At 37.0% G+C, this 23,333-nt stretch carries 27 protein-coding genes and 1 pseudogene; 4 read left to right on the top strand and 24 right to left on the bottom strand.

Annotated elements, in window-relative coordinates; all coding sequences use genetic code 11:
- Positions 1-208 precede the first annotated feature (208 nt).
- Positions 209-679 carry a DinB family protein gene (locus tag GHT08_RS18580; protein ID WP_163582903.1) on the bottom strand — a complete coding sequence of 157 codons (471 nt, stop codon included), beginning with the start codon at positions 677-679 and terminating at the stop codon, positions 209-211.
- A gap of 150 nt (positions 680-829) precedes the next feature.
- Between GHT08_RS18580 and GHT08_RS18575 the strand changes: the two genes are divergently transcribed.
- A complete protein-coding gene (locus GHT08_RS18575; RefSeq protein ID WP_163582902.1) occupies positions 830-1,450 on the top strand; it encodes an NUDIX hydrolase in 621 nt (206 codons plus the stop codon).
- Positions 1,451-1,470: 20 nt separating this feature from the next.
- Positions 1,471-1,638 (top strand): annotated as a pseudogene (locus GHT08_RS18570) (DEAD/DEAH box helicase family protein); the annotation flags it as partial.
- Positions 1,639-1,668: 30 nt separating this feature from the next.
- Here the strand turns inward: GHT08_RS18570 and GHT08_RS18565 are convergent.
- The 5 genes from GHT08_RS18565 to GHT08_RS18550 are packed head-to-tail and all read right to left on the bottom strand — an operon-like array spanning position 1,669 to position 4,215.
- On the bottom strand, positions 1,669-2,118 hold the full coding sequence (locus GHT08_RS18565) for a DUF3995 domain-containing protein (protein WP_163582901.1): 450 nt from the start codon (positions 2,116-2,118) through the stop codon (positions 1,669-1,671).
- A 43-nt stretch (positions 2,119-2,161) separates the two neighbouring features.
- The gene (locus tag GHT08_RS22510) at positions 2,162-2,503 is read right to left on the bottom strand and encodes a phosphotransferase (protein ID WP_475404881.1); all 342 of its coding nucleotides are present in this window, start codon (positions 2,501-2,503) and stop codon (positions 2,162-2,164) included.
- A 59-nt stretch (positions 2,504-2,562) separates the two neighbouring features.
- Positions 2,563-2,799, bottom strand: coding sequence for a hypothetical protein (locus GHT08_RS22505; protein ID WP_337747783.1), 237 nt, complete (start codon positions 2,797-2,799; stop codon positions 2,563-2,565).
- A gap of 32 nt (positions 2,800-2,831) precedes the next feature.
- A complete protein-coding gene (locus GHT08_RS18555; RefSeq protein ID WP_163582900.1) occupies positions 2,832-3,473 on the bottom strand; it encodes a pyridoxamine 5'-phosphate oxidase family protein in 642 nt (213 codons plus the stop codon).
- A gap of 37 nt (positions 3,474-3,510) precedes the next feature.
- Complete coding sequence (locus GHT08_RS18550) at positions 3,511-4,215, bottom strand: class I SAM-dependent methyltransferase (protein ID WP_163582899.1); 705 nt, start codon at positions 4,213-4,215, stop codon at positions 3,511-3,513.
- A gap of 252 nt (positions 4,216-4,467) precedes the next feature.
- On the opposite strand from GHT08_RS18550, the gene GHT08_RS18545 reads away from it, so the two are divergent.
- Positions 4,468-5,619 (top strand): oligogalacturonate lyase family protein, encoded by a 1,152-nt coding sequence (locus tag GHT08_RS18545; protein ID WP_163582898.1) that lies wholly within the window; start codon positions 4,468-4,470, stop codon positions 5,617-5,619.
- A 70-nt stretch (positions 5,620-5,689) separates the two neighbouring features.
- On the opposite strand, the gene GHT08_RS18540 is transcribed toward GHT08_RS18545, so the two are convergent.
- From GHT08_RS18540 to GHT08_RS18530, 3 genes are read right to left on the bottom strand one after another with little or no spacing between them, the layout of a single operon-like run.
- Positions 5,690-6,007 (bottom strand): hypothetical protein, encoded by a 318-nt coding sequence (locus tag GHT08_RS18540; protein ID WP_163582897.1) that lies wholly within the window; start codon positions 6,005-6,007, stop codon positions 5,690-5,692.
- Positions 5,995-7,089, bottom strand: coding sequence for an anti-sigma factor (locus GHT08_RS18535; protein ID WP_163582896.1), 1,095 nt, complete (start codon positions 7,087-7,089; stop codon positions 5,995-5,997). Before GHT08_RS18535 ends, GHT08_RS18540 begins: the two co-directional genes overlap by 13 nt.
- Complete coding sequence (locus tag GHT08_RS18530) at positions 7,082-7,579, bottom strand: sigma-70 family RNA polymerase sigma factor (RefSeq protein ID WP_163582895.1); 498 nt, start codon at positions 7,577-7,579, stop codon at positions 7,082-7,084. The genes GHT08_RS18535 and GHT08_RS18530 overlap by 8 nt, the downstream gene beginning before the upstream one ends.
- Before the next feature lie 387 nt (positions 7,580-7,966).
- Between GHT08_RS18530 and GHT08_RS18525 the strand changes: the two genes are divergently transcribed.
- Positions 7,967-8,722: an SDR family oxidoreductase gene (locus GHT08_RS18525; RefSeq protein WP_163582894.1), complete on the top strand. Its 756-nt coding sequence runs from the start codon at positions 7,967-7,969 to the stop codon at positions 8,720-8,722.
- 93 nt (positions 8,723-8,815) lie between these two features.
- Here GHT08_RS18525 and GHT08_RS18520 read toward each other — a convergent pair whose 3' ends face one another.
- The 15 genes from GHT08_RS18520 to GHT08_RS18450 form a co-directional block, all read right to left on the bottom strand.
- Positions 8,816-9,634 (bottom strand): GNAT family N-acetyltransferase, encoded by an 819-nt coding sequence (locus GHT08_RS18520; RefSeq protein ID WP_163582893.1) that lies wholly within the window; start codon positions 9,632-9,634, stop codon positions 8,816-8,818.
- Between the two features lie 84 nt (positions 9,635-9,718).
- Positions 9,719-10,315: a TetR/AcrR family transcriptional regulator gene (locus GHT08_RS18515; RefSeq protein ID WP_163582892.1), complete on the bottom strand. Its 597-nt coding sequence runs from the start codon at positions 10,313-10,315 to the stop codon at positions 9,719-9,721.
- Positions 10,316-10,523: 208 nt separating this feature from the next.
- On the bottom strand, positions 10,524-10,835 hold the full coding sequence (locus GHT08_RS18510; RefSeq protein ID WP_163582891.1) for a CHY zinc finger protein: 312 nt from the start codon (positions 10,833-10,835) through the stop codon (positions 10,524-10,526).
- Positions 10,836-10,939: 104 nt separating this feature from the next.
- Positions 10,940-12,109 carry a GTP-binding protein gene (locus tag GHT08_RS18505; RefSeq protein WP_163582890.1) on the bottom strand — a complete coding sequence of 390 codons (1,170 nt, stop codon included), beginning with the start codon at positions 12,107-12,109 and terminating at the stop codon, positions 10,940-10,942.
- On the bottom strand, positions 12,109-12,654 hold the full coding sequence (gene dcd / locus GHT08_RS18500) for a dCTP deaminase (RefSeq protein ID WP_163582889.1): 546 nt from the start codon (positions 12,652-12,654) through the stop codon (positions 12,109-12,111). Before dcd ends, GHT08_RS18505 begins: the two co-directional genes overlap by 1 nt.
- A 4-nt stretch (positions 12,655-12,658) precedes the next feature.
- The gene (locus GHT08_RS18495) at positions 12,659-13,861 is read right to left on the bottom strand and encodes a GTP-binding protein (RefSeq protein WP_163582888.1); all 1,203 of its coding nucleotides are present in this window, start codon (positions 13,859-13,861) and stop codon (positions 12,659-12,661) included.
- Positions 13,862-13,927: 66 nt separating this feature from the next.
- Complete coding sequence (locus tag GHT08_RS18490) at positions 13,928-15,601, bottom strand: FeoB small GTPase domain-containing protein (RefSeq protein WP_163582887.1); 1,674 nt, start codon at positions 15,599-15,601, stop codon at positions 13,928-13,930.
- Positions 15,595-16,710, bottom strand: coding sequence for an NAD(P)/FAD-dependent oxidoreductase (locus GHT08_RS18485; RefSeq protein WP_202882537.1), 1,116 nt, complete (start codon positions 16,708-16,710; stop codon positions 15,595-15,597). The genes GHT08_RS18490 and GHT08_RS18485 overlap by 7 nt, the downstream gene beginning before the upstream one ends.
- A 48-nt stretch (positions 16,711-16,758) precedes the next feature.
- Positions 16,759-17,724: a CobW family GTP-binding protein gene (locus GHT08_RS18480; RefSeq protein WP_163582885.1), complete on the bottom strand. Its 966-nt coding sequence runs from the start codon at positions 17,722-17,724 to the stop codon at positions 16,759-16,761.
- Between the two features lie 115 nt (positions 17,725-17,839).
- Positions 17,840-18,109, bottom strand: a complete 270-nt coding sequence (rpsN, locus tag GHT08_RS18475; RefSeq protein ID WP_163582884.1) for a 30S ribosomal protein S14 — start codon at positions 18,107-18,109, stop codon at positions 17,840-17,842.
- 244 nt (positions 18,110-18,353) lie between these two features.
- Complete coding sequence (locus GHT08_RS18470; protein WP_163582916.1) at positions 18,354-19,277, bottom strand: iron-hydroxamate ABC transporter substrate-binding protein; 924 nt, start codon at positions 19,275-19,277, stop codon at positions 18,354-18,356.
- A gap of 41 nt (positions 19,278-19,318) precedes the next feature.
- Positions 19,319-20,356 carry an NAD(P)/FAD-dependent oxidoreductase gene (locus tag GHT08_RS18465; protein WP_163582883.1) on the bottom strand — a complete coding sequence of 346 codons (1,038 nt, stop codon included), beginning with the start codon at positions 20,354-20,356 and terminating at the stop codon, positions 19,319-19,321.
- A 23-nt stretch (positions 20,357-20,379) separates the two neighbouring features.
- Positions 20,380-21,417: a FecCD family ABC transporter permease gene (locus GHT08_RS18460; RefSeq protein ID WP_163582882.1), complete on the bottom strand. Its 1,038-nt coding sequence runs from the start codon at positions 21,415-21,417 to the stop codon at positions 20,380-20,382.
- Positions 21,414-22,448, bottom strand: a complete 1,035-nt coding sequence (locus tag GHT08_RS18455; protein ID WP_238343612.1) for a FecCD family ABC transporter permease — start codon at positions 22,446-22,448, stop codon at positions 21,414-21,416. The genes GHT08_RS18460 and GHT08_RS18455 overlap by 4 nt, the downstream gene beginning before the upstream one ends.
- Positions 22,449-22,513: 65 nt before the next feature.
- Positions 22,514-23,323: an ABC transporter ATP-binding protein gene (locus tag GHT08_RS18450; protein WP_163582880.1), complete on the bottom strand. Its 810-nt coding sequence runs from the start codon at positions 23,321-23,323 to the stop codon at positions 22,514-22,516.
- Between the last annotated feature and the right edge of the window lie 10 nt (positions 23,324-23,333).

Here is a 23,333-nt window from a genome sequence, read left to right as displayed (position 1 = left end):
TGACTTTTATACTAACACACGTGACTTTATTTTAAATCTACTTGAGGATATTATATCTTTTTTTAGAAAAAATTGATAGATAAATAGTGAAATTATTAAAAAAATTGTTAAACTTTCCCGAAAAATAGGAGGAAACTAGAAATGAGCATAAAGACTCATGTTAATGAAGTATTTTTCAGAACTCTGTAATAATTCCATCTATAAATCATCATACAGTGTAGTTAACCCCTTTATTCTCATCCCACATTCCATGACTTTTACGAATTTGCAGAATTTGTCCAATGTGATAGGCATTGTGTAAGTTTATGTAAGTAAGACTTTCTATATACCTTTCTATATATTCCTCGTCACATCGTTTCATTTCATCTAGCCAATCTTTCATTGTTTTAAATAATTTGTTCAATAATAGTTCCCAACTCATTTCTTCTGCATTACTAAACGTGGTCTTATTATCTTTGATACTTACATTATCAGCTATGCCCTTAAAGCGATTTAATTCTAGTAAATTATAAAAGTATAAGTGATGCACAATCTCCATTATCGAATGGGTAGAATTTTCGTTTTTGTAAGAGGCTTGATAAGAACCAACCCCCTCTACCGCAGTCTTCAATGATACAAACCAAGTATCTCTGTTATAACTAGCTTCAAATTGGTTCAAGATAAGTTCCTTTGTGTTCATTTTACTCACTCCTATGTTTATTTTACGCATATGATCAAATGTTAGTTTCATCCAACAAACAGGCAGAATAACCATTTAATGGTAAGCGTTAGTGTGTTATATGCTATACTAACATATACAGACAAAATATATTATAGGTGGATTAGATATATGGGTGAAGAATTGAAAATCTATAATGAGCATCACCATGAAATAGGTGTAGCAGATAGGGATGAAGTGCATAAACGCGGATACTGGCATGAAACCTTTCAATGCTGGTTCGTTGATCATCATGATGGCATAGATTATATTTATTTGCAAAAACGTAGCAATGATAAGAAGGATTTCCCTAACCTTTTTGACATAACTGCCGCTGGCCATTTATTATCAACGGAAACTGTTGCAGATGGTGTTAGAGAAATAGAAGAAGAACTTGGGATTGATGTAGATTGGAATCATTTACTATCATTAGGCGTTATCGAAGATCCCATTGAAACAAATAGGTTTTTGGATAGAGAATGGGCAAATGTCTTTCTATACCGTGTAAAAGAAACCGATCAGTTTAACTTGCAACAAGAAGAGGTTGCCGGGATTGTGAAAGCAACGTTTCATGATTTCTATAATTTGTGCTTTGATCAGAAAAAGGAAATAAGAGTAGAAGGTTGGGAAATGAATGAATTCGGTGATAGGACCGTCGTTAACAGGAAGATAAGTTTAAAAGATATTGTTCCCCATCGAAAGGCATATTTCCATCAAGTTGTGAAACGGATTGCTGATACCAATAATAATTAGAGATAATTGAGGAGGAGAAAATGAAATTTGTCTTAATTTTTGGCCCACAAGCAGTTGGAAAAATGACAGTTGGACAGGAACTAACGAAAATAACTGAATTAAAACTACTACATAACCATATGACAATTGAATTGCTAGAGCCTTTTTTCGGATTCGAACCAGAGATGTGGAAATTATCCATGACCTTTCACAACCTACTGATTGAGTGGAAAGAAGAATTATGATTTTCTGACTGAGAAAAAATAAAAAATTCCTCCAAGCATCCAGAATGGTTCCCAAAAAACTAATCTCCAGAAAGTCGCGTATGAATCTAGGTCAAAATCTAGTACATGGATTGCGCTTAAAGAAATCGTAATAAAATTTAGTAAGCCATAGAGAAATAAGGCTATTCCAGCAATCTTTGTCATGTAGCAAAGGATCTTGATTATTATATTATTATTCCACTTGACCAGCAGCATCAACAATAAAATTAAGCCAAGTAGTTTAATTACGCCGGTTAGCCATACTATTAGAATAAACGAAGGTTCAGGGTTTAACGACATCTCATAAACGGATCCTCCCAAGGATCGAACACCCTTTAAACCACCCATTGCCCAATAAAAGCTCATACCAGCAAAAAGAACTGTCCAGACGATTCCCAGAGATATTAACCAAAAATTCCTTTTCAATAGAAGGAACTCCTTTCTGTCTTGGAAAATTTAGTGAGTTCATTCATATGCTAATAGACCTTAACTCTTCTTTCAGATAATCCACGATATTCATCATTCTTTCCTGCTCAGGTAACGATTCAAATATAAGTTGCTCAATAAACTCACCTATGTCCTCTAACTTTCTTCTTCCTTGATAAAAATGCAAAGCGTCATGATTAAGTTCAAAGTTACTATGTTTTTCTTTATAACTTGTTAAAAAATCATGGAAGTATGGCTTATCGATCAAAAACATTAAATCTGCCTCGACTGGGGCTAGTTTTAATCCTTCCCAGTCTATTAAGATTAATTCGTCCTGGAATTCCATTAGATTCCAATAATGGAGATCCGTGTGACATAATGCCATTCTGAGATCACTACGTTGCAAGGATTCCGACGATTTTTCTACTCTACTAACAAGTCTATCTATTTGAGTCTTATGAAACTATTACGATAAAGCCAATCAATTACTGGAACATATGCGTCTATACGCTTTGTCAATATCGGTGTAGATGCTCGACTTTTTTCGTATATCTTTAGGAAATAGCTATGTTTCTCATTGGATACTTTATAGGCCAGTGATGCCCAACCACCCTGTTGCGAGTGTATATTTGTTACCTCCATGTTGTAATAATACTTTAGAACCTGTTTTATTCTATCCATAATGTCCTCCCATAACTGGCTATAAGTCTTGATCAATACAACTTCTGTGCGTAACTTTTTGCTAACCTAGCTTGAATAGATTCTACACTTGTCCCAGGCAGTTTCGCATGTTCATATATCATTTTAGCGGCAGATGGCAATAAGTCTTTATCCAGCCAGGAATCGGGATTCCATAAGCCTGATCGTTTAAATGCTTTTGCGCAATGAATATAACACTCTTCCACTTCTACTCCGATTCCAACAAGAGGTTTTTTCCCTCTTACCGCCATCTTCTCTAGCAAATCCTCGTCAGTTACTAACGTCGCTTTTCCATTCACTCTAAGTGTCTCCCCTAATCCCGGTATAAAAAAGATAAGACCCACCCTTGGGTTCGTTAAAATATTACGCATGGTATCCATTCTTTTATTTCCAGGTCTTTCAGGGATGATTAACTTCTTTTCACTTAACACTTCAACAAAGCCTGTTTGGTCACCTCTTGGAGATACATCACAAAAACCAGATTCATCAGAACTAGAAATAACCAAAAACGGAGAGTTAGCTATGAACTTTGAACAGTTCTGATCAAGAATGGAGATTACTTTATTATTTACTAATTCACTCGGATGACCGATAATAGATTCAAGTTGCTCTTCTGTTTCAATTACACGCTCAAATTCATAATCTTTGTTATTCATGTATACACCTCTACATTTAATATGTTTACATTCCTTACTATTTTTTCTGTACCACAAATGTGATTGCATTCGATTTTAATAAAACGGGCTTCTCATTGCGTACAATCTGATATTCCAATGGTCTTACTAATTGTTTAATCACCTTCCATCCCTTATAGTTGTTATTTAGTTTATTGATCATTTGGTCTGTTGAAAGGTTGACCTCCATTAATGCATCAAGTCGCTTATTTGTTTCAGTTTCAATCTCTTCTACTTCTGAATTGATGATAATGCAATTTATTCCAGCTTTTTTTGTACCTTGAGTCATCTGATTAAGAACTCTTTCCAGGATATTCTCAGAACTAACATGTTCGAGGCTTGATACCGCAACAATCACATCATATTCAGCTTCTTTTATGGAATACTGGCCAATATCAGCTTTTTCTGTTTCAATATTGTCTGCCACATCGAACTCTTTACTATATTCTATTAATTTCTCTATTGCTGAATCTAGTAAATCAACACAAACAACTCTTCCACCTTGGTCTTTGAGTTTTTCAGCAATTGGAATACTATTTCTTCCCACACCTGCACCCAAATCTAAAACTTTTAAAGGATTTTTACCTTCAAGTAATGCTATAGATTCCATTACTGACTTCACCGGTTTGTATAACCACGAGCCTTTCTCAAACAATCGATAATTATCGTAACAATGGTCGTGATACTTCTTTTCTTCCTTACGAATAAATTTTATCCTGTCCACTTACTCTCCTCCACATCTGTTATCGGATACAGGAAGTTACTTCTAATTGCCTTACCTCTTTTCTATATAATACCAATAATTGGAGCAAAATGTGAAGTTACCTATATTTCGAACCGAATTCACTAAATCCTTTGAGTAAAATGAAAGGATAGCTTAAAATGAAATTATGACTAAGACTTCTTTTTAAACCATGAAATGAATACGATTACATTTAGGTGAGTGAATTTCTAAAAAAGAAAGGGTTGGAATTCTATGTCCAAAAGTACCGTATGGCCAGCAGAATGGAAAAGATATAAAGATCGCTTTTCGGGAGTAACCATTACACAATTAACAGATTATACTGGTCACAGTCATCACCTCTATTTTACAGAAAACGGTTGGTACGATAATGGTAAGAAGATATTGTTTTGCTCGGATCGAGAAAATAAAACCAATTTATTTAGCGTGAATGTATCCACTGGAGAGATTGTACAATTGACCGATCATGATACGACATATGGTAGTTTACCCGCTTGCTTACATCCAAATGGACAATTTGCTTTCTTCAGAAAAGAACATCAAATTATCGAAATTGATTTAATCACCTTGAAAGAAAGAGTGATTCATGAAGGAGATCCATCACTAGTTGGAGGTAATATTAACTGTACTGCAGATGGGAAATATATGATTACATGTCAACATGAAGATTTAAAAAACAAATTTCCAATTGATTTAAAAAATGGCTATGTAGGTCATCGTGAATTAATGGAGGCAAAACCTTACTCGCAAATTATTCAAATAAAGATTGAAGATGGTAAGTCTACCATAGTATTTGATGATCATAACTTCATCACACATATCAATACCTCACCCACCCATCATAACCTGATCACATTCTGTCATGAAGGTCCGTGGCATCTTGTCGACCATCGGATATGGGGACTTAATTTGGAAACAAAAGAAGTATGGAAGATTCGTGAAAGAAAGGAACCTCGTGAGATGGTTGGACATGAATACTGGTATCCAGATGGGGAACATATCGGGTATCATGGATTCAGGGAAAACGGAACTGCCTTTTTCGGAAAAATACACTATCGCAATACTGATATGGAAGAGGTAGAGTTTTCATTCCGTAATTGGCATGCACATTCTTACGGATTTTCGAAGGTTGTAATAGATGGTAGATCACCGCTCGATAAGTTAATTGTCTGGGAACAGGTTGATGGTACGTTTTCCAATCCAAAAATATTATGTGAACATCGTTGTAGCTTCCATGTACAAAAGGTACATGCCCATCCACAATTTAACCCAGATGGCACGAAATTGTTGTTTACTAGTGATAAAAATGGTTACGGGAATCTGTATTTAATTGATTTGCCGGAACGTTTTGAAAGTTTACCAGATTTTGATGCAAATAATCATTAACTAACATAGCATTCATTTTGAAAAGTTTTTTCCAAAATGAATGCTTGTTATTTTTTTGGATTTAAGCAATTTATGGCTTCGTATAAGTAGCAAATTCAATGAAGCCAACCACTACCACACTTACGAAGATAAATAGAAATAAGCCGAGCGACCACCAAGCAAATGTCTTTTTATACTTTAATCTTGTAAAACTCAATAGTCCAGAAATAATCCCTAGGACGGGAACAATCAACAGAAATACATTAGAAAACAACGGTAAACCAATGGACTTCATTAACATCATATTAAAATAGGCTAAGGTTAATAAGGCACAAATAAATGAGAATATGCTTAACCTTGTCTCTCGTAGCTTTGGCTTTTCGCTGTTACTTCGTTTTACCAATTCCATAACCGAACCTCCCCAATCGATACCGTTCGAATGGATTCGTTATCTCTTAACTGTAAAATTTCTTTAGCAGGACCCGTAATGACGCCTCCATAGGCATTCAGCCCATGTTTTTCGATATAATCAATGCGATAATTTAGATCTAACCATTTTGCATGCGCAATGTTAGTTGCCTGTTCTTCATATTCTTTAAGAAACACAAGACTCTCCATAAATTGTTCATCATTTGGCTCTCTGCCATTGTATGGAGACCATGCATCCGGATCCGGCTGGGCAGGATACCCAATTGGAGCTAAATAGCCTCCATCAAGACTTTTTCCTGATGCCTCTAAACCAGTGTCAATAGCATACCATCTCCATTCCACATCAACATCTTCTGTGACCTCTTTGGCGTTTTCAGGTTGGATTAACTCATCCAATGATACATATACTTCAGCAACTGTTCCTTCCGGGAGCCTTTCTAATCTATCCCATGCAGCCATATCTCGATTGGTTATGGCTGCTTCTGGATGATAGAGTTTTTTCGTATCATAATAAGGAATATCTTCTGGCGGATTTTCTGATATATAATTTCTCTGAGGGAATTCGGCATCATCATATTGATAAGTTACTTCCCAATCGCCTTGTTTGATATCACTTTTTCCTACCCTTTTATATAAATCCATTGTAACTTCAAATGTAAATAATCCAAACGCTCTCTCGATATCCATTTCTTCTAAACTGACATTTGGTTCTGTTATATAAACGGTTTGAATCGGAACTTGGATAAGGTCTTCTGCCTTTTGATTCCATGCATAGTAAATATAACTAGCTAGTGTGAGGATCGGATAAATTAACAAAAGAATCATGATGACGTATGATGCTAAGGAAAACGTTGCATTTCGCATGCTATTATTGAGAATCTTATTCACTTTTTCAGGTGGTAGGTCATCAGGCTGGTACTCAGCTTCAGCATCTAATTCCTCTGAGATAACTTCCTGATAGGCATTTAATTTTTCTAGATCTCTTTCGACTTCTTCCGCTTCTTCCTCTGTGAGATTTCCTTCATAATATTTTTGTAATTTATTCTTCCATTCATCACTCATTCTCGACACTCCCTTTCCTATAGAGCTGTCTAAGTTTCCCTCTCCCTCTAAAAATATGGGTTTTTAATGTATTTTCTTTTATAGCTAGAATTGAAGCTGCTTCTTTATAAGAAAATCCTTGTAAGTCACACAATACTATCGCTTTTTTCTGTATCGGCTTTAATTGCTCTAGCTTCCAATACAATTCCTCTTTGTCGGTATTTTTTTGCCATTCCGTTTCTACAGTATTGTCGGATGAGAAAGTTATAAAATAATCTGGTGGTTGATAGTCCATTTTTCTCATTCGCCTCTTATAGTCAATAAATGTATGGTAAGCTATTTTTATTAACCAGGATTTAAGAGCCTTTGGTGGACTGCTATCTAGCGCTTGATATGCTTTCATAAATGTATCTTGTGTTAAATCCTCTGCTAGACTCTTTTCCTTACAAAGGGAGAGAAGATATCTATAGACATCATGGATATATAATTTATATAGTTGTTGAATATCCAATTCTTCTCCCCCCTTCACTAAACAAACGGATATTAAAGCTTTAAAGTTGCACTTTTTTTCATTTTTTCTCTGATACTATGGAATTTGTATTGTTTTTTTAGCTGAACATATATAAGATAAAGATAGAGATGTATCGAAAGGGGAATTCTTCTACATGTGTCCAATTCTGTAATGCATAATTCATCAAAATAAATAGCTACTTACCTAGAACGTTAAAGGGATAAGTATGTCTATTTGTTTGAATAATTATCATTACAGGGATGCGTGGTATGGAGGGATAAATATCCATTGACTAAGCAGATCCCATGTGGATCTGCTTTTCTTATATGAGAAGATACATCTCTATTACCCCTTTATCGAGCATCCTATAAATCGGGGGTATATAAAATGAATCATTGTCAAAATAAAATTGCATTAATTACAGGAGCCAGCAACGACAGAGATATGGGGACAGCTATCTGTCGTAAGCTAGCTGCTGAAGGTATCGATATTTTCTTTACGTACTGGAAAGCAAATGCCGATTGGGAGAAAACATTTCAAGAAGAGGTCAGAGAAATGGATGTGCGTTGCGAAAGTTTGGAAATAGACTTATCTCACGAAAATGCAGCTATTGAGATACTTGATACTGTTACCGATAAGCTTGGTTCACCATCGATACTGGTCAATAATGCGGCCCATTCAACAAGGGACGGTTATATACAATTAGATGCCAAAACGCTTGATGACCATTATGTAGTCAATATGCGATCAACTTTTCTCCTTTGTGTTCAATTTGCTCGTCTGTTTGAAAAATCAAAATTAGATGCTGGACGAATCATTAACATGACCTCCGGCCAAGATCTCGGCCCTATGACTGGAGAGTTAGCCTATGCAGCAACTAAAGGTGCCATTTCCAGCTTTACCAGGTCGTTGTCACAGGAACTTGCACCATTAGGAATAACGGTTAATGCTGTTAATCCAGGGCCAACTGATTCAACTTGGATGACAGATGAAATAAGAAATTCACTTTTACCTAAGTTTCCTATGGGGCGAATTGGTAGACCAGAAGATGTGGCTCGTATTATTAGATTTCTTGCAAGTGATGAAGCTGCATGGATAACGGGACAGGTTTTAAATTCTGAAGGTGGGTTTATTAGAAGTTAATTAGAGGGGCTATACCGATGAACAGTTGCAAGGATTCATTGGTATAGCATGTAATAAGAGGCGATTTCAAATAGGAATAGGAATAGTTTATCGTTATGCTTTAATTTGTAACACATTATAATTTAACACTTTTTTAAATCCGACTGATTCAGCAATCAGAATGGAGCCGGTGTTTTCATCATCACAGTTCCAAACAGGAATTTTATTATGATCTACACAAAAGTTCACACATGATAAAGCTACTGCTTTAGCATAGCCTTTTTTCCGATAAGATTCATCAGTCATTAACCCTAATTCAAACTGATTATTTGTCGCAAACAATGATAAGCACCAACTAGCTATAGTATCTTCTTCAACGACACAATATCCCATTCCTTTTTCCAAAAAATGATCTTCAGATGGCCAAGCTACATGTATCCATTGTTTCACCAAATCGAGATTCTTAAATAAAGAATTTTTTAAAAGCTGTTCATTTATAGGCTTAATTGATACTTTATCCTGAAGGGGCTTTTGAGATTGGAGATCCTTAGTTTCATCTAGGGTATAAAATCTTTTTTTCACAGTTGCGGATTCCATTTGATCGATGATTTCTCGTTCAAGTACTTGTTTCCATTGTTCACTCTCGTAATACAAATTTATGAAAGGTAATCCTTTTTTTCTTATATTAGGTAAAAATTCATTTATGATCAACTTGAGGAGGTTTTCATTAAAATTCTTGTTTTGCGTTTCTCCCGCAACCAACACTTCGAAATTTATCCCATATAACACCACCGATTTAGGATCATTTATATCATCAACAAAAATGTCGCCAATAGTGTTACCTTCCAAAATAGAATGAATGATAATTTGGTGATTAAATGACTTAAATATAGGTTTTACCTTAAAATATTGAGATGTAGGTAATAAAAACATATACACTTCTCCTTCACATGAAATATTTAATTAAACTGAACGTTCGGTTTAATAATGGTTTAAAAATAACCTCCTATTAAGAAGTTATCTTTCAATAATTCCATAGAGCAACAGATTAATTGCAGTATCATAAAGCTTGTAGAATTTTTCTTCTTCATAACCTAAAAACTGGGTAATACTCATTCCGGTTAGCATACTATAAAGAATGTATGCTAAATCTTCAGCAGTTTTTGAAGTCTTAAATTCCTTAGTTCGCATCCCTTCCTCAATTATTTGGAGAAACACGTTGTATTCTGGTTGTATAAGTTGACTAATGTTTTCTATCATCACATTATCTAGGTTTTCCGAACCTATATATTCTGAAACTGTTTTGGATAATGGGCTTTGCATATCTGAAGCATAATAACGTCCTAATAAGTATAATTTTTCCTTAGCTGTACTAACATTATTAGCCTGCTCTTCCCACTTTCTTCTCCATTCATTAGAAGCCTGTTCTACCGTGTAAAGAAACAATTCCTCTTTACTTTTAAAATGATAGTAAATACTTCCCTTACTGATCTGTGAAAATGATCGGATATCCTCCATAGAAGTTGCAGCATAACCTTTCTGTTCAAAAAGAACTTTCGCTTTATTAGAAATTAGTTTCTTTGTTTGGATACCTTGCCCAACAGGTCTAGCCATAATGACACCTCCCTACTATTATTGATCCAATCAATAAACTGACCGATCAGTTTATTAATGTTATTATAATGCAATACTTATTAAATGTAAACATTTTATTTATTTCTATCTAGTAAACTTCTCCTCCTACCCCTAAAATTTTAAGGGGGATGCGTCGCTATTTTTGTTCAATGGATAATTGTTGAATTCTTTCAACGAAGACAGCATTTTAGATTTCAAAATATCTATAATAATGATTCGCACAATTGGGATTAAATGATGCATTACATTTACAACACTTTTGATTATGGATATATTCGTTTATTGTTAATTCATGAAAGCAATTACCACAAAGTATTGCTTTTTCGTCAAACTCCCCTTTTGCCCATATCTGTCGCTCATGGTCAGTGCTTTCATCATGGCATTTATAACAAGGATAATAGCTATTGCAGCATTTAAACTTGATCGATACAATATCATTTTCCCCATAATAATGTTTACATCTTCCTGCAGCGTCAACAGGGAATCCAAGTACTTCCATCAAAACACCTCTTTTATGGGTTCTTTGTAGCATAATCAAATACTCTCATATTTATTACACGATGCAAAAAAGTGTTGCTTGGAACTATCCAAGCAACACTAAAATTAAACAAACGAGGGTAATGGATCCTTAAAGGAATTATTCTCTTTTTCTTCTTCGGTTACTAAACACGCATTCAATGAATTCATAATAGCTTCCTTCTCCATATTACTCCCTATAAAAACAAGCTCTGTCATTCTGTCTCCAGATTGTTCATCCCAATTTTCAAACAAAGCAGGGTCTTGTGCCTTTAATTCCTCTTGTTCCTCTTCAGAATAGCTAGCTAACCATCTACCTGCACCTTCTAAAGTCATCATTGATCCTGCTTGTGACAAGAGCCCTGCCATATCATTCCTTGTCACTAACCAAAAGAAACCTTTTGCACGAATAATTTCTGATGGCCAATTTTCCAACCATTGATAAAAACGCTCTGGGTGGAAGGGTTTTCTGCTTCTATAAACTAATGAACTAATACCATACTCTTCCGTTTCTGGGGTATGCTCCTCATTCAATTCCTTGATCCAACCTGCTCCCTGACTTGCCTCTTCAAAATTAAATTGCTTAGTATGGAGTACCTGTAATGGATCTATTTTACCAAAGCTTGTCGGAATAATTTTCGCTTCCGGATTTAATTTAGTCAGTAAGTTTTTTAACTTCGTTACTTCGCTATCAGACAGCTTATCTATTTTATTTAACACAATCACATTCGCAAACTCAATCTGATCAATTAGTAAATCAACTATACCCCTCTCATCATCATCCGATACATGCAATTGTCTGTCGATTAATAAATCTTCTGATTGATAATCCTGCCAAAACTGCTGACCATTGACAACTGTTACCATGGTATCAAGTTGAAAAAGGGTATTTAAGTCTATTCCTAGCTCTTCATCATGATAGACAAAACTTTGTGCTACCGGAATAGGTTCAGACACACCGCTTGACTCAATTAACACATAATCAATATCTAGATTTGCTAATTTCTCTAACTCCACTACTAAATCTTCTCGTAGTGTGCAGCAAATACAACCATTTGTCATTTCAACCATGTTTTCTTCCGTTCTGACAAAGCCACCCTCCTTCACAAGCTTTGCGTCCACATTAACTTCACTCATATCGTTAACGATAATCGCTATCTTTAATCCATGTTGATTTTCCATGAGATGATTAAGTAAGGTTGTCTTACCAGCTCCTAAAAATCCACTTAAAACTGTTACTGGTATTTTTTTAGTCATTACTTCTCTTCCTCTCTATCCATATACACCCGACTAGGTGTAGCACCTTCTTGAAATAAATACTTTCCACTATACCCTTGGGTAGCTTGATCAACTTGTGCTATTACCAATTGACACACCCGCATACCGACTTTTAATTGGACTGAAACACGATTTGCATTAAATAACTCTAAAGTGATTTGGCCAGAGAAGCCCGGATCAATCCAGCCTGCGTTTTGAATAAAAACACCTAATCTACCGACAGAACTTCTCCCTTCAACAAAGGCCGTCAAATGGTCAGGTAAGCGAATTTTCTCTACTGTTGTTCCTAACATAAACGTTTTAGGTGGAATTGTGATAACTCCCCCATCGGTAACTTGTATTTCATGATAACTTGCCGGTTTATCGACGGATAAATGGGAGGTAGACATGTCATCCACTACTAAGAAATGATTTCCTAAACATAAATCAACGGACGCCGGCTGTATGTTTATCTCCTGATAAGGAACAATCGAAATTTGTTCATCTTGTATAAATTGTTTAATCGTATTACCTGATAAAATCATCTGCTCACACTCCTGATGAAGATATTCGCCAGTTAAATGGATTTCTAAATTTCGACCAATCTTCGGTCATTTCAGATTCACTTAACAAACAACGTTCCAATTCGCTCTTGATTCCTTCAACATCTAAATCCATTCCAATGAAAACCACCTTGGTATGGCGATCTCCATAATCAGGATCCCATAAGTCTTTGACATCTGGATTATTCTTTAAAATTTCCCTTTGCTCGCCTCGTGGTAACGAAGCTACCCAATAGGCTAATGGTTCAACTGACACTGATGGACCAGCTTGTGATAACAATAAAGCCATATCATGATGAGTCGCACACCATATTACGCCTTTTACTCGAACAATTCCTTTCGGTAGGTCTTGATACCAGCTCATTAATCGTTCTGTGTGAAAAGGGAGTCTGGATGTATAGACGAACGAACTAATGCCGTACTCCTCTGTTTCCGGGGTATGATTTTCTATTCCTGCATTGAGTTCCTTTAACCAACCTGCAGATTCACTAGCTTTCTCAAAGTCAAATAAACGGGTATTTACTATTTCTTTTGGATCTACCTTACTATGTTGTGTACGGATAATTTTCGCCTCTGGTTGTAACTTACGTATGACTTTCTCTAATTTTTGTAAATCTTCCTCTTTCACTAAATCTGTTTTGTTCAAAATCAGAACATTACAGAATTCGATTTGGTCAAGTAATAAATCGGCAATATTACGTGTGTCTTCTTCACCTACCGCTTGTTGTCTCTCCAGCAAACTGTCTCCAGAGCCAAAATCATGCCAAAAACGATTGGCATCAACTACTGTAACCATCGTATCAACTCTGCAATACTTCGTTAAATCAATTCCCATTTCTTCATCAATATAAGAGAAAGTTTGTGCAACTGGAACAGGCTCACTAATTCCGGATGATTCTATCAAAATATAATCAACATCACCTTTTTTTACGAGTCTTTCCACTTCTACCAATAAATCCTCTCGTAATGTACAGCAAATACAACCATTAGACATTTCCACCAACTTCTCTTCTGTACGAGAAAAGCCACCTTGTGATTGAACTAGATCACTATCAATATTTACTTCACTCATGTCATTAACAATTACCGCTACCTTTAATCCATCTCGATTGTGCAAGACATGATTTAGTAAAGTTGTTTTACCGGCTCCTAAATACCCACTCAATACTGTAACAGGAATTTTCTTCATATTGATTACTCCTCCTTTTATAACGGTGCAAATTATCTATAAAATCCCAATAAGGGAAGTCTCACTTTACACTAAGAAATATAGTCCTGCAGCAAGAAAAGCTGCACTAACAACACTTGTCAGCATTTGCTTCCACGCAATGGATAAAGCATTCTTCCACCTTAGTTCTCTACCAATAGTAAATAATGTAACAAGACAAGCTGATAGTGTTGATGCCAAGTAAACGAGAATAAAGATTTGACTGATTGACATATCCATTAACAAACTTCCCTGCCCCTCATTTAAGACAAGTAATCCGTCCTTTCTAATAAAGGAAAAGATCAATCCGGGGGCTGCATCTGTTGGTAATGAAGATAGATATAATAACGGCATTGCAAGCCAACTAAAAATGGATAATACCCCCACTGTTTCTAGTACAGATGCAGTCAAACAAATTAACAAAAAAATCGGCATAGCTTGAAGTAAAAATTGTTTAATCACACCAGAAACCTTCCACCAAAAAGAACTCCAATTGATTCCTTGTAAATATGGTAAGGAGGCAATTCTAGTTAGCTCATTCGTGGTTGTTCTGTTCCAAATCCTTGTATGAATAGCTCCAACTACAAACAGCAAGAACAAATAAGGGATAAATAATAATGGTGCATGTGCTGCATTGAAAATAGATAAGGTTGCCCCAATTTGATAACTACAGGCTGATCCAAAGGCAAGCATGGACACACAAGATACACGGGTACAGCTACTACAACTTCTGCTTTGCATGACAGCAACAACATTACAGCCAAATCCTGTGATAACAGGAAGCAAATCTCTTCCTGTTAATCCAATGTTACGAAGCCATGGATCTAACGAATTCGTTAAATGCTCTTGTATACCAATTTCTTCTGTGATTGTCGTTGTTATACTTATCAACAAGACAACAGGAAATGCCCAGAGAAACGAATACCAACCTAAGGTAATGACCCCATAATCACCGACCAGTACATTCGCTAAAAAAACAGGCGTCTGCTCCAACCAGATAGTTATCGGTGTAAGCAGATACTGATCGGTAATCGGTTCTAACCAGGTGACAAATAAATAGGCTGCAAATACTGGCACAGCAAACATGGCCAGGATAATTAGCAATGCTAATATTGGGCCAACCACCCTCAAACGGAACATCGGAATCAGTTTATTAACCGGATTAGGTGATGAAGGTAGAAAATGAAGAATACTCGCAGTAACAGCCCAAGTCCCTGCATGCTCGATACAAGTGATTACTTTTTCTTGTTCTGCTTGATCCATTTTTCTAGCATTAACCCAAACAACTGGTACTTGTAACAACGCTTGTACTCTTTGTTGTTCAGCGTTAGAAGGTTGGTATTTATCCTGGTGAGTTGCAACAATAGCTACTTGCTTGCCTTTCAAATTTAACTCTTTCTGTAGCTGGGTTAATTCCTCTTTCAATTCTGTTGCTTTCACAACTAGTAGAATAGTTTGTTTTTCTGCTAGATGGTCGATGGTAAGCTGTGTATTTGTGCTGTCCATATCGAATTGGAGCCCTGGTAAATCTGTTAATCGTATAGAACTGTTTCGTTTACAGGACGCAGTTAAGGCAGCTATGGTGGAACCTTTCACATTGCTTGTTAGTGCTCGTTTTTCGCCAGTCAAATGACGAAATAAACCTGATTTACCGACAGATTCACACCCAACTAGCATCACATCTATTGGACAAGCAGTAGCAGACTGCACGCTTGCTAGCATTGACACCTCTCCCCACACGTCGAAAGATCATCAAGATAGAAGTTCTCTCGTTTGTACTCTGCTAATATCGATAAATCTAAGCCTAACTGGCTACCAATTGTTTCTGCTATGACAGCAAAACGTTGGCGGAATTTGTAAATATAGCAAAAAATATGATCATCGTGGCGAAGTTCTGGTCCTGCTAAAAATAAACCTGGAGTCGTTTTAGCTTGATCTTTTTCATTAACAAGTACTTCACCATGCTCGCCACGTGTGACTAGATTTTCGATCTTAGATGTACTGCCCGAGAAACCAGTTGCTAATATCGGCTTCTCTACTGTGGAGTAGACTTTCCCTCTACTTGTATAAACGTCATAACCCGAAGACACTGACTCTATTCTTGTGACGGTTGTGTTGCCAACCACCGTTAACAAATCTGATCCTAACAAATGATGAACACGCCTATATGTGTAAGGAGACAGTGCAACACTTGGATCACTATCGTCTATCTCCCAAGTATTCGTTTTAGCTATTAATGTCGATCTCTTACCTAAGCGACCTAAATGGAATGCTGCATCCATACCACTTTCATAACCTCCGATGATAATAAAATCATCACCTTTTAGCTCTTGCCAAGATGGAATTAAACTATTGTGCACGCCTAGCTCTGCACCTGAGAAGGGCTTTAAATCAGGATATTGATATTGCCCTGCAGCCCAGATAACATAGCGACTTTGATATCTCCCTTGGGTCGTATCTATCGAAAAAATACCATCCTTTTTATGAATTTGATCTACTTGTACTCCTATTTCAATAGGAAGCGTAAAATGATCCGCCACTATATCGAGATAATCTGCATATGCTTCACCAGTAGGATGTTCCATATCTAACGTGTAAGCTGGTGAAGTTTTTGGTACAATAGCATTTAAATCAGTCTGTCCAAAACCTTGCGCAGGAAAAGAAGGGGTTATAAACCTCATTTCCTTAGGCCAACGCAGAAAAGATGCTCCTACTTCTTCTTTTTCTAATATCAAAAAAGACGTACAATTCATTTGTTGTAATAAAGCGGCGACACCAATTCCAGAAGGACCAGCTCCTACAACAATCACGTCATATACTTTACTACTCATCATTACCACCTCTTAAACAGTAATCATTACGATTTACAATGTAAAAAATTAAGCAAGACAATATTGGAAACCTCTCTCTAATTCCTGATAGTCGAGATTCTTCCCAATAAATACTATCTCACTTTGCCGCTTTTCATTAGTCGCCCAATTAAAGCCTTCTGTACCTGCAAATAACATATGTACACCTTGAAAAACAACTCTTTTCTCAAGTTGCTTTATATGGAGCACCCCTTTATAGCGATATAAGTTTTCTCCTTTAAATTGAACTAAATAGGCGAACCACTTATTCACTTTATCGAAATCAAGCGGACGTTCGTCTCGAAAAACAAAAGATCTGACTTGATCATTATGATGATGGTGATGTGTTTCTGCTAATATATTGGGGTTTATTTTCAATATATTACTTAGCTCGAAAGATTTTTTCCCTATTAAATATTGTATGTCTACATTTCCATATGTCGTGTAAATTCGTTTTGCATGTGGATTCATATTAATTAGCCGTTGTTCTAGTTTTTCCTTCTCATCTTCAGTGATCAAATCCATTTTATTTAATAGTAATACATCAGCAAAAGCGATTTGTTGCCCTGGTTCTTCTTCTTTTAGATGTTGCCAAATATGTTTAGCATCAACCATCGTTATCACACTGTCTATTTCGAATGATGTTGCGGTTTGTTCATCCATTAGAAAGGTTTGAATAACTGGACCCGGATTAGCCATACCTGTTGTTTCAATGACAACACGATCAATTTCTTCATCTTGTTCCATCAAACTTTTCAGTATGTTGATTAAATCCCCTCGTACATTACAACATATACAACCACTGTTTATTTCAATAATTTCTTCCTTCGTCGATACTACCAAATGACTATCAATGGATGTATCACCAAATTCATTGATGATAACAGCAACTTTTTGCTTTGGCATGTCCTTTAATAAGTTATTCAGCAATGTTGTTTTCCCTGCACCTAAAAAACCCGTCAATATGGTTACCGGAATGGTTTGTTCTTTCAACAATGAGATTTCCCTCCTCTTGCTATGTATAAAGACATTTTGTATCAAAAATAAGACAGGGACACACTTTAGATGCCCCTGTTACATTCTAATTCTTCATGTTACAAAACCTTCATTCTTACCAACTAGATTTTTTCACACCTGGTATTTGCCCTTTATGAGCATAATCTCTAAAGGCAATACGTGACATGTTAAATTTGCGCATGTAACCTCTTGGTCTGCCAGTAACTTCGCAACGACTTTTTAAGCGGGTTGGAGAAGAGTCACGTGGCAATTTACGAAGGGCTTCATAATCACCCTTCTCTTTTAACTCTCTTCTTAAGGATGCATATTGTTCAACCATTTTCTGGCGTTTTTTCTCTTTTGCGATTTTAGACTTTTTAGCCATTTCAGCGTACCCCTTTCGATAATTAGTATTTATTCTCTATATCAAAATCAATTTAAATCGTAATGTTTACGTCTTCTTTTGCATTATAGTACATTATATAAAAAATGTAAATAGTAATGATTACGATTTATATTTAATGAGATATCGTTCAGGAAGTCCGGAGTGTTTTCCTATCTATCTTCTATAAGAAAACTGGATCTGCAATAAAGTCTCTCATTTATTGCAGATCCAGTTTCTGTTGGCCTTACTCTTCTAGAAAAGCTTCTTCAAAAATATCTGTTAAATATTCAAGTGTGATAGGATCACTATAGGTGGACGCGTCTTGGTCGATTTCGATTACTCGATTATTCTGAACGGCCGGAATATTATTCCATGTATCGCTTTCCATAAATTCGTTATCCTCGGATGTTTTTTTACTAACGACGATAAAATCACCCGCGTATTCTGGTAGAGCTTCTAATGACAATGTGTGGTATCCTTCTTCCAACGCATCTTCCCTTACTTTTTCTGGTATATTGAGACCCATTGCTTGATATAAGATTTCTGTTCCTCGTGCCCAATTATCACCGAATACATAGAAGTTTTTTGCATCTACTTCAAACACTGTTACTGTAACGTCTTCCCCATATTCCGCTTTGATCTCCTCACCGATTTTTGCTGTACGTTCTTTGAAATCATCAACCCATTCCTGAGCCTCTTCTTCCTTATTCAGTAATTTCCCAATTTCCACTTGTTGAGAAAGGTAATCAAGTTCCCCCCACGTGTATATGACGGTAGGGGCAATTTTCTTTAGTTCTTCTAGGTTTTCCATGTGAGATCCAGCAATGATGAGGTCTGGTTCTTGCGCCATAATAGTTTCTGGTTCATTTTCAGAAACAGTAGCGACATCTTCTAGGTCGTCTGCAAAAAGTGGGTTGGATTTTGTCCATTGGTCAACACCGACTAGCTTACCGTCCAGCGCATGTACATTAGGAGCATTTGTTACAGCAACGATTCGCTGTGGATCAGCAGGGATTTCGACTGGTCCAGTCTCTGATTCGTATGTAACCGTATCTGAGGATTCTCCATCTGTTGTAGATGATTGCGCTTCATTACTTGATTCACTACCACAAGCACTGATTACGAAAAGACTAGAGATTACAATAATCATAAAGAAAAAGTGTTTCATTTTCATGTTTCATGTTCCTTTCTATTAAAAAATAATATTATTTACTTCACATATAGATATTGTTTATTTTTTTCTTTGAAGCGGTCATTGTGAGAAGACACAAGTGCTACTTTTTGTGCTTCGGGATCCAGGTAAAGCTTTGCACCATTTACAGCATTTGCAGCATCTTGGAAAGCTCCGGCAATAAGATGCAGCTTACCATCATGTGAGAGGATATCTCCAGCGCCATATAAACCTGGAATATTCGATTCTCCCAGCACATTGCCTTTAATAAAATAATTATCTTTCAAATCCATTTGTAGGCCACTTTCGTTCATCAATTGATGGTTGCGATGATAGCCATGATTGACAAGAACTGCATCTACTGAAAGAATATCTTTCTGTTTTGTTTGATTATGAAGTAATGTCACTTCCCTAATCTGATCATCACCTAGTAGTGCGGTTATTTCGGTATGGGTCCGATACTCAACGTTGTTTTTTGCTAATTTTGAAACGTCGGCCTCATGCCCCTTCAATTGGTCACCTCGATAGATTAGTAGAACTTTCTTTGCTATCGGCGCTAATTCATTAGCCCAGTCTACAGCCGATGGCCCACCACCTGATATCAAAATGGTTTTATCTTTAAAATCGTGAAGGGACTGTACACTATAAAACAAGTTACTATCTTCAAAAGTTGATGCGTGATCAACATCGAGTTTGATTGGATCGATAACTCCTCCACCAACTGCCATTATCACTGTTTTGGAATAGTGTTTCTTTTGTTGGTCGGTTTCTAATTCAAATATTTGAGAATCTGATTTGTTCATTTTTGTTATCGTCTGTTCGAGTTCAACTGTCGGATCAAAGGTAAGTCCTTGTTCTATCATTTGCTCTATTAGCATCGAGCCTGTTACAGGTGTCATACCGCCGACATCCCAAATCATTTTTTGGGGATAAACATGAACTTTTCCTCCTAATCTATCCTGTGCTTCAATCACCTTCACCTTCATTTCACGTAAGCCTGCATAAAAAGCGGCAAATAATCCTGCGGGGCCTCCACCAATAATCGTCACGTCATATAACTCTTTATTATCTTCCATTACCAACAGCACCTCTCTTTTTTTTAATCTTTCGTTTTTGCCAGCAAGTATAAGAAATATGGAGCTCCAATTACGGCGACAATAATACCTGCTGGAATTTCGGATGGTTGCATCATCCATCGCCCTAACGTATCCGCAACAAGCAGCAATAAGCCACCAACCATTGCCGAAATTGGAATAATATATTCGTGTTTATCCCCAACTAACCTTCGCGTAAGATGGGGGGCTATTAAACCTACAAAACCGATACCACCACTTACTGAAACACAAGCTGCAGCGACAATAACTGCTAATATTAACAGGATCCGCCGCTCCTTCTCCATATGTGCGCCTAAACCGATCGCTGTTTCTTCGCCAAGCGTTAGAATATTAAGAACAGAAGATTTAGAATAGATGAATGGAAGAAATACAAGTAACCACGGCAATAACGCAAGGACAAATTTCCAATTCGAACCCCAGATACTACCTGCTATCCATGTCGCTAAAAATTGATAGTTTTCCGGATCAAGCCTTAATGTCAAGACAATCATTAATGCATCAATCCCGGCCGCAATCGCGATACCGGTAAGCACAAGACGAATCCTTGAAATCCCTTCATAACGTTTATAGGACAAGATGTAAATGATTAGTGCCGCTCCTCCAGCACCACTAAACGCGATGATTGGCATCACAAATACCGGTGCATCTGATACAGTTGCGAAAAATGAAATGAATAGCATCACTGCCAGTCCCGCTCCTGCATTAATCCCGATGATGCCAGGTTCCGCTAATGGATTACGAACAATCCCTTGTAATACCGCCCCAGATACCGCCAACCCCATGCCTACTAAAATAGCGATAACCATACGCGGTAAGCGAAAATCAAATAAGATTAACGATTGCTGTTCTGTGCCTTGACCAAATAAAGTAATAAGTGTTTCTTGAGGTGATAATCGGATATGACCAGTATTTAAACTAATAAAGAAACAGACACTGATCATGATAAAAAGGAGCAAAGCAGTTAATTTTACCTGTCTTTCTTTTTTTAGTTGACTCGTTGTTTTCCATTGTTTGTTCGTCATACGTTTCCTCCCCCTTTTCTCGCTAAATACAAGAAGAAAGGTACACCTAAGAGTGCGATCAAGGCACCAATTGGTGTTTCATAAGGAGGGTTGATGATTCTTGCTGTTAAATCCGCCAATACAACCAGTAATGCTCCTAGCATTGCTGAAGCAGGAATAATCCAGCGGTAATCATGCCCTACTAAGCGACGAGCTAAGTGAGGTACAATCAATCCAACAAAACTAACAGCTCCAACTACCGATACAGCCGCTCCTGCTAAAACTAAAATAATAACGGCACTTAATAACTTGACTCGACCCATTCTCTCGCCAAGACCAATTGCCACTTCTTCTCCTAGACTAAGGATCGTAATCGACCGTGATAAAGCAATTGCCCCTAGTAGAGCTATACATAACCATGGTGTTACTACTTTTAATTGCCCCCAGGTCGTACCTGATACACCCCCGGCATACCAGAAAGCTAAATCCTGGCCAATTTCGAAATAGAGTGCTATTCCTTCACTTAATGCACCTAACAAGGCGCTAACAGCGGCTCCTGCTAATACTAAGCGAATGGGTGTTAACCCATTTTCCGACAAAGAGCCAACACCATAGACAATTCCCGCTCCTAATGCGGCTCCTAAAAAGGAGAATACGATGACGTAGGAATAAGATAAGCTTGGAAAAAAAGCAAAACATAAAGCCAACATAAAAGCAGCCCCAGCATTTAATCCAAGCAAACCAGAATCAGCTAATGGATTTCGTGTCATTCCTTGCATCAATGCCCCAGACACTGCAAAACAACTACCAACAATTGCTGCTCCAATAACCCGAGGAATTCTCAGCTCCCAAATAATTTGGTGATCTACTAAATCTGGATTGAAATGAAATATCGTCCCCCAAACTGTTTTGAAGTCAATATCTGCCGCTCCTAGCGATATCGACAGTGCTAGCGAAAACACGAGTAACACCGTTCCGACAGTTAGGATCAATATTCCAACTGTCGGACGAGCCGTGTCTTTCACTTTCTTTAATTGTTCTTTTTCGTCCATTTGTTCCTTTGACCATTCCATCTATTAATAATTCCTTTCTTTCACACCCAGAGAAATAATTAATACTATCTAACTTTACAACCAGCACTATGTTCACATAGCTGATAGGATAAACAGACCGGGTTGGCACTGTGCGGACATGCAATTAGTTCCGCATCAATCTGAAAAACTCTTCTTAAGTAATCGCAAGTCATCACTTCATTTGGTGTTCCTTCTGTTACAATGGTTCCGTCGCGCATTGCTATCATATAATCAGAAAAACGTGATGCGTGATTTAAATCATGAAGAACCATAATAATGGTATGACCTTCTTCTTTATTTAAACGTTGTAATAATAATAAAATCTCTAATTGATGCGCTAAGTCTAAATAGGTAGTCGGCTCATCAAGAACCAAAATATCTGTCCCTTGTGCCAATGCCATTGCAATCCACACTCGTTGTCTCTGTCCTCCAGATAAAGCATTAGCTGGTTGATCTCGTAAATCATTCAAACCGGTTACATCCAGTGCCCAATGAATATATGCATAATCATGTTTGGATAACCTTCCCATCCGCTTACGATGAGGAAAACGTCCATAAGACACCAGTTCAAATACAGTTAGTCCGCTAGGCGCTTGTGCTGTTTGAGGTAAAACCGCCATTCGTTTGGCAACCTCTTTCGTATCTAACGTGTGGATCGCCTTACCCTCAAGGAAAACAGCTCCCTCTTTCGCTTGCAACACACGTACAATGGTCTTTAACAAAGTAGATTTACCACATCCATTAGGTCCGACAATAGTAGTGATCTTGTGTTTAGGCATCGAAACACTTAAATCTTTAATAATTAAGTCATTGGAATAGCCTACACTGATTTTGTTGACATCTAAAGCATCCATGTAATATCTC

It is taken from the genome of Gracilibacillus saliphilus (genome assembly GCF_010994085.1).
Lineage (GTDB): Bacteria > Bacillota > Bacilli > Bacillales > Amphibacillaceae > Gracilibacillus > Gracilibacillus lacisalsi.
Note: the sequence above shows the minus strand (reverse complement) of the source record. Positions and strands in the feature narration are given on the sequence as shown.

Bases quoted from the DNA above. Each gene is read 5' to 3' on its own strand.
- rpsN (WP_163582884.1), bottom strand. From the start codon at position 18,109: ATGGCTAAAAAGTCTAAAATCGCAAAAGAGAAAAAACGCCAGAAAATG.
- GHT08_RS18545 (WP_163582898.1), top strand. From the start codon at position 4,468: ATGTCCAAAAGTACCGTATGGCCAGCAGAATGGAAAAGATATAAAGAT.
- GHT08_RS18510 (WP_163582891.1), bottom strand. From the start codon at position 10,835: ATGGAAGTACTTGGATTCCCTGTTGACGCTGCAGGAAGATGTAAACAT.
- GHT08_RS18580 (WP_163582903.1), bottom strand. From the start codon at position 679: ATGAACACAAAGGAACTTATCTTGAACCAATTTGAAGCTAGTTATAAC.
- GHT08_RS22510 (WP_475404881.1), bottom strand. From the start codon at position 2,503: ATGGCATTATGTCACACGGATCTCCATTATTGGAATCTAATGGAATTC.
- GHT08_RS18465 (WP_163582883.1), bottom strand. From the start codon at position 20,356: ATGGAAGATAATAAAGAGTTATATGACGTGACGATTATTGGTGGAGGC.
- GHT08_RS18540 (WP_163582897.1), bottom strand. From the start codon at position 6,007: ATGGAATTGGTAAAACGAAGTAACAGCGAAAAGCCAAAGCTACGAGAG.
- GHT08_RS18535 (WP_163582896.1), bottom strand. From the start codon at position 7,089: ATGAGTGATGAATGGAAGAATAAATTACAAAAATATTATGAAGGAAAT.
- GHT08_RS18490 (WP_163582887.1), bottom strand. From the start codon at position 15,601: ATGCTAGCAAGCGTGCAGTCTGCTACTGCTTGTCCAATAGATGTGATG.
- GHT08_RS18460 (WP_163582882.1), bottom strand. From the start codon at position 21,417: ATGACGAACAAACAATGGAAAACAACGAGTCAACTAAAAAAAGAAAGA.
- GHT08_RS18495 (WP_163582888.1), bottom strand. From the start codon at position 13,861: ATGAAGAAAATTCCTGTTACAGTATTGAGTGGGTATTTAGGAGCCGGT.
- GHT08_RS18520 (WP_163582893.1), bottom strand. From the start codon at position 9,634: ATGTTTTTATTACCTACATCTCAATATTTTAAGGTAAAACCTATATTT.
- dcd (WP_163582889.1), bottom strand. From the start codon at position 12,654: ATGATTTTATCAGGTAATACGATTAAACAATTTATACAAGATGAACAA.
- GHT08_RS18450 (WP_163582880.1), bottom strand. From the start codon at position 23,323: ATGGATGCTTTAGATGTCAACAAAATCAGTGTAGGCTATTCCAATGAC.
- GHT08_RS18575 (WP_163582902.1), top strand. From the start codon at position 830: ATGGGTGAAGAATTGAAAATCTATAATGAGCATCACCATGAAATAGGT.
- GHT08_RS18555 (WP_163582900.1), bottom strand. From the start codon at position 3,473: ATGAATAACAAAGATTATGAATTTGAGCGTGTAATTGAAACAGAAGAG.
- GHT08_RS18485 (WP_202882537.1), bottom strand. From the start codon at position 16,710: ATGAGTAGTAAAGTATATGACGTGATTGTTGTAGGAGCTGGTCCTTCT.
- GHT08_RS18470 (WP_163582916.1), bottom strand. From the start codon at position 19,277: ATGAAACACTTTTTCTTTATGATTATTGTAATCTCTAGTCTTTTCGTA.
- GHT08_RS18515 (WP_163582892.1), bottom strand. From the start codon at position 10,315: ATGGCTAGACCTGTTGGGCAAGGTATCCAAACAAAGAAACTAATTTCT.
- GHT08_RS18455 (WP_238343612.1), bottom strand. From the start codon at position 22,448: ATGGACGAAAAAGAACAATTAAAGAAAGTGAAAGACACGGCTCGTCCG.
- GHT08_RS18525 (WP_163582894.1), top strand. From the start codon at position 7,967: ATGAATCATTGTCAAAATAAAATTGCATTAATTACAGGAGCCAGCAAC.
- GHT08_RS22505 (WP_337747783.1), bottom strand. From the start codon at position 2,799: ATGGATAGAATAAAACAGGTTCTAAAGTATTATTACAACATGGAGGTA.
- GHT08_RS18505 (WP_163582890.1), bottom strand. From the start codon at position 12,109: ATGACTAAAAAAATACCAGTAACAGTTTTAAGTGGATTTTTAGGAGCT.